We start from the raw sequence: 822 nt of genomic DNA on the forward strand, positions 1-822 counted from the left end.
GAGCAAAACCGGCGCGGCCTATGTGCCGCTCGACCCGTCGCATCCGCCGCAACGGCTGCAGCGCATCCTCGATCACGCGTGCATCGACCTGATCGTGACCGACGCGGCCAGCGCCGCGCGCCTCGCCGATTGCTTCGCGGACCGCACGCTCGTCGATGCCAGCGATGTCGCCAACGAAGCGCCGACCGACCTCGCCACGCCCATCGCGCCCGAACAGGCCGCCTACGTGATCTACACCTCCGGTTCGACCGGCGAGCCGAAAGGCGTGTGCGTGAGCCACGCGAGCCTCGACCGCCTGCTCGCGAGCCTGGAACAGCATCTGGACTTCTCCTCGCGCGACGTCTGGCTCAGCGGGACGACGATTTCCGTCGATATCGCCGCGCTCGAACTGCATCTGCCGCTCACGCGCGGCGCGCGCGTGGAACTGGCCTCGCGCGACGCCGTGCTCGACGGCGCGCGTCTGCTCGATCTGCTGGCGCAAAGCGGCGCGACCGTGATGCAGGCCACGCCGACGGGCTGGCGCATGGTGCTGGAAAGCGAAGCGCGCGCCGCCGCGCCGCTGGCGATCAACGTGTTGCCGGTCGGCATCCCTGCCCAGCTCGACCAGCAGCAGATGGTCGTACGCAGCGGGACCGGCGCCGCGCGGATACTCGACAACGAACGCTGGGTCGCGCCGCTCGGCGACGAGCTGCGCGCGGCGCTTTCGTCGGCACTCGTCGAGCAGCTGGGCGCGCGCAACGTCACCGGCCTGCCGCGTCCGTCGAACCAGACCGTCATGAGCATCCGCACGCAGGTGCGCCGCTTCGATGCGTGGCCCGGGAG

The 822-nt window shown here is 70.8% G+C and carries 1 protein-coding gene; it reads left to right on the plus strand.

The window, feature by feature from the left end; translation table 11 throughout:
- The coding region (locus G3O01_RS44930; RefSeq protein WP_205813977.1) for an AMP-binding protein at positions 1-822 on the plus strand (822 nt) is incomplete at both ends.

Origin of the sequence: Burkholderia sp. Ac-20365, assembly GCF_017104715.1 — a bacterium.
GTDB lineage: Bacteria > Pseudomonadota > Gammaproteobacteria > Burkholderiales > Burkholderiaceae > Paraburkholderia.